The sequence below is a fragment of the Thermogutta sp. genome, assembly GCF_014359955.1.
Taxonomy (GTDB): Bacteria; Planctomycetota; Planctomycetia; order Pirellulales; family Thermoguttaceae; genus Thermogutta.
In genome coordinates, this window is sequence record NZ_JACIYL010000366.1 from 1 (window position 1) to 4,237 (window position 4,237).

General features: G+C 60.8%; 4 protein-coding genes. 3 read left to right on the forward strand and 1 reads right to left on the reverse strand.

Annotation, left to right across the window (positions count from 1 at the left end):
- On the reverse strand, positions 1–877 hold an 877-nt coding region (locus H5U08_RS11395), incomplete at its 3' end, for an ATPase, T2SS/T4P/T4SS family (RefSeq protein WP_297033094.1).
- A gap of 900 nt (positions 878–1,777) precedes the next feature.
- Between H5U08_RS11395 and rpmG the strand changes: the two genes are divergently transcribed.
- From rpmG to H5U08_RS11410, 3 genes are all read left to right on the forward strand, one after another.
- Positions 1,778–1,948: a 50S ribosomal protein L33 gene (gene rpmG, locus H5U08_RS11400; protein WP_297033095.1), complete on the forward strand. Its 171-nt coding sequence runs from the start codon at positions 1,778–1,780 to the stop codon at positions 1,946–1,948.
- A 79-nt stretch (positions 1,949–2,027) separates the two neighbouring features.
- A complete protein-coding gene (recJ, locus tag H5U08_RS11405; protein ID WP_297033097.1) occupies positions 2,028–3,776 on the forward strand; it encodes a single-stranded-DNA-specific exonuclease RecJ in 1,749 nt (582 codons plus the stop codon).
- 266 nt (positions 3,777–4,042) lie between these two features.
- A partial coding sequence (locus H5U08_RS11410; protein ID WP_297033099.1) for a hypothetical protein occupies positions 4,043–4,237 on the forward strand: 195 nt, incomplete at its 3' end.

Genomic DNA, 4,237 nt, shown 5'->3' on the forward strand with positions numbered 1-4,237 from the left:
TGTCTTTGTCCAAAATCCGCATAACAACCGCTTGACCCCACGTGCTGGGGAGGATACTCACCCGCAGGTCAAGCTGCTTTTCGCCGATGTTCATTTTGATTCGGCCGTCCTGTGGCCGACGTCGCTCGGCGATGTCCATCTTGGCGAGAATCTTGATACGGGAGAGAATCGCACCGAGCAAACGGCGGGGGGCGTTATCCCGCTCGACGAGGTATCCGTCGATCCGGTACCGGATCCGGACACGGTCCTCAAACGGTTCAATATGGATGTCTGACGCCCGAAGCTGCACCGCCTCCGAAATAATGAGGTGGACCAACCGCACGACGGGAGCACTCGATTCGTCCACTTCCTGGACGGTGCCCATGTCGGTATCCACCTGAGTGAAGTCGATCGCCGTGTCCGTCACTTCGGTGATCATCGTGTCACGGCTCTCGCCCGATGTCTGACCGTAGTAGCGGTTGATCGCCTCCTGAATGGCCTCGCGGGGCGCCAGGCAGATCTCGATCCGCTTGTTGAGAATGAAACGCAACTTGTCGAACGTCGCAAAGTCGTCGGGGTCGCTGACCGCCACCTTGAGCTGGCCGTCTTCCTCGGCGACAGGGATGACCACATTCTCACGGGCCACCGATTCCGGCACCTGCTCGATGACGTGCGGCGGGATCGACGTACGAGACAGGTCGATGTACTGCAGACCATGCTGTTCGGCGAGAACTTTCATCACCTCCTCGCCGCTGGCGTAACCCAGTCGGATGAGGGCGTCTGGCAATTTCATGCCGGACTGGGCTGCCAATTCGCGGGCTTCTTCGAGCTGGTCGGCACTCACGATGCCCCGTTGCACGAGCAAGTCGGTGTAATCCGCGCGGCGTTTGACGGCCATGGGACAAGCCTCCCAAGTGGAATAGGACTGTACGGTTTTCTCAGAACTCCCCATTTCCACGGTACCCGTCGGCATTGCCTGTGTCAACAACGAGACGTATCAAAATCCGCCGGAAGACGCACGACAATTTCCTCCCGGAAACGGGGGTTCAGGGCCGACGTGGAAGTCGGCCCTCCACGGGACGCTGCCCGATGTGCTGGGATGGACGATCCAACGTCAAACGGCGGACCCGACAGGCACGTCCCTCCATATGCGGTAGGGGCAATTCATGAATTGCCCGTACCAGTGGACACTCATCGGGGGCCCGGCAAAACACTGCAAACGCCAAAATAGTGAAGGCTCAAGCCTTCACCGAAAAGCGGCGATGAATCGCCGCACTCCATATGGAGTGCGGGGCTTTAGCCCCGCTTTCGCCGCGGGACTTCAGTCCCCGGTGAAACAGAATGGACGATCCAACGTTGAACGGCGGACCCGACAAGCGGGTTCCTCCGGAAAAATGGACCTGACGAGCAGGTCCCTCCGACGGATGTTTCGGAGGGGCACGCTTGTCGTGCCCGATGCAAGGGAATGGATAATCGAACGTCTAGCCACGGACCTGACGAGCAGGTCCCTCCGGAAAAGGTTGCTCCGACGTTGTAGAGGCGATTCATGAATTGCACCTACCTTCTCCCTGTGCCGCCGAATACTCTGTAGAGCGAGGTCAGTCATCGGGGACCCGGCATTACGGAATCGGCGGTCTGCCGGTACAATAATGCTTTTCGAGCAAAACAGCCGTTTCCGCGGAGTCCGACCAGCCTATCCGTTCCCAGGTGTGGCAAAGCTCAGCGGTGGTCGGTGTGTTGGGGCGTGCTGCGCCGGTAGGCTGGCGTCGCGAACATCTTGAAAGCGAGAGGTTGAACGATGGCCAAAGGCGGAAAAAAGAAGAAAGCGGAAGTCGTTTTCCTGGTGTGTGAAGAGACGAACGACTACAACTATTCGCTTCGTCGCAAGCCTGGTGGCGAAAAGCTGCGGCTGAAGAAATTCTGCCCTCGCTGCCGGCGGCACACGTGGCACGTCGAAAAGAAGAAGTGAAGATCGTGTGGCCTCGGATCCGCCGCTGTGATTGTCCCTCTGGGAGGGATTTGTCAGGCTGGAACGAGGGGCCGAGGCGATGAAAAAGCGCTGGCGGATTCACCCGCACGATCCGGGGGCGGTCGCCGATCTTGCGCGACAAGTGGGTGTCCCCGCCGTCATTGCCCAACTTCTTCTCTGCCGGGGGATCCGCGATCCTGAAGCCGCGGAACGATTTCTCTCGCCCACCCTGCACCGGTTGCGGCCGCCGGAGTTGCTGCCCGACTGTGAGAAGGCGGCCGACCTGCTTTGGGCGGATATTCAAGCAGGCCGCCGGATTGCCGTTTATGGCGATTACGATGCCGACGGTATCACGGGCACGGCGATCCTCTGGAAGTGTTTGAAACTTCTCGGCGCCGACGTTAAGTACTACGTCCCCAGTCGTCTGGAAGAAGGGTACGGCCTGAACACCGGAGCGCTCGAGCAGTTGGCCGGCCGGGGGGTAAAGACGGTTGTCACCGTAGACTGCGGGGTGACAGCACGGGAGGAAGTGGCCCACGCCCGTCGGCTGGGTATGGAAGTGATCATCACCGACCACCACGAACCGGGGCCCGACTGGCCGGAGGCTGCCGCCATTGTCCATCCGCGGGCGGCGGGGGGGACGTATCCATTCCCCTGGCTGAGCGGGGCGGGTGTGGCCTTCAAGTTGGCCTGGGCACTGGCGCGCAGAGCGGGAAACGGAAAGCGGGCAAGTGCCCCGTTGCGAGACTTCCTCGTCGAAGCCGTGGGCCTGGGTGCCGTGGGGACCGTGGCCGATGTCGTCCCCCTCAGTGATGAGAATCGGATCTTCGTGCATTACGGGTGCACGACGAGTTTACGGCAGCGGGTTCCCCTCGGGCTTTCGCTCCTTCAGCAAGTCACACCTGCGGGAAAGAACGGACGGACGGACAGCGAATGGATCGCCTTTCAGCTCGCTCCGCGGATCAACGCGGTGGGCCGACTGGGACAAGCCGCCCTCGCCGTGGAACTGCTCATCACGGAGGAACCCGCCCGCGCGGAGGAACTCGCACGATATATCAACGGCCTCAATGACCAGCGAAAATCCATCGAGCAGAGCATCTATCTCAAAGCGCTGCGGCAGATTAAGGAGACGTGCGATCCCGAGAATGATCCGGCGTTTGTGCTGGCCGATGCCGACTGGCATCAGGGAGTGATCGGGATCGTGGCCGGGAGACTGGCCGAAAAATTTCATCGGCCGGTGATTCTCATTGCCCTCAACAAGACCCGCAGCAGACCCGCGGTGGGGTCCGGACGGAGCGTGCCCGGACTGCATCTCCAGCAGGCTCTGGCGGCATGTGCGCATCACCTGGAAAAGTTCGGGGGACATTCCCAGGCGGCGGGGCTCAGTATCGAGGAGGATCGCATCGCCGCGTTCCGCCATGAATTTTGCCAGTATGTGGCCGAACATTTCGATGCCGCCAGCAATCCGCCCGAAATCGAAATCGATGGGCAGTTTCCTCTTGGGGTATTCACCCTTGACGTGGTAGAGCAGATCGAGCGGCTGGCGCCTTTCGGCGAAGGCAATCCCCGGCCGGTGCTGTGCTGCGAGAATGTCACTGTGGTGGAATCACCCCGGGCGGTGGGAAAGGGCGAGCAGCACCTCATCTTCCGCGTGGAGCACTGCGGGACCGTGATGCGGGCGGTGGCCTTTGGAGCAGGGGAGCGGATCGCCGAGCTGCCTGTCGGGCAGCCTTTTGATCTGGCATTCCGACCGGTGATCAGCGAGTTCCAGAGTCAGCGGCGGGTGGAACTCCACGTGGTGGACTGGCGTCGGCCCGAGGAACGCTGATCAACGGGCCCGTCTGTGGAACGGTTCATCGAGGCAGCCATCGCCCAGCGCGGTGTCTGAAGTTGCGTCCGAGTCACCTGTCCCCATTTTTGCAAAAACCTACGACATGCCCACGAGCGCAGAGTGTTTTAGGGGCGATTCATGAATCGCCCCTACCGTTGGCGTGGATGTTGCCTCTCGGGGCGTCTTCGCTTATCTTCCTGGGAAGGTCTCGCGGACATCCTGAGCAGTTGATGATGGATGCCCTGGTGGATAAGGAAACAAATATGGCTCCGCGGCAGATTCCCGGTCGTTTTTATCGTTGGCTAGTCGAAGAGATCAGGTTCTGGCAGGAGCGCGAGCTCGTCTCCGCGGACCAGGCCGAGCGGATCCTGGCCTGCTACGAGGCGAGAAAGCCGGGAATCGCCCTGGGCTTGCCTGTGAGCAGCGTCTTTTGCGGACTTGGAGGAACGCTCATCGAG

Bases quoted from the DNA above. Each gene is read 5' to 3' on its own strand.
- recJ (WP_297033097.1), top strand. From the start codon at position 2,028: ATGAAAAAGCGCTGGCGGATTCACCCGCACGATCCGGGGGCGGTCGCC.
- rpmG (WP_297033095.1), top strand. From the start codon at position 1,778: ATGGCCAAAGGCGGAAAAAAGAAGAAAGCGGAAGTCGTTTTCCTGGTG.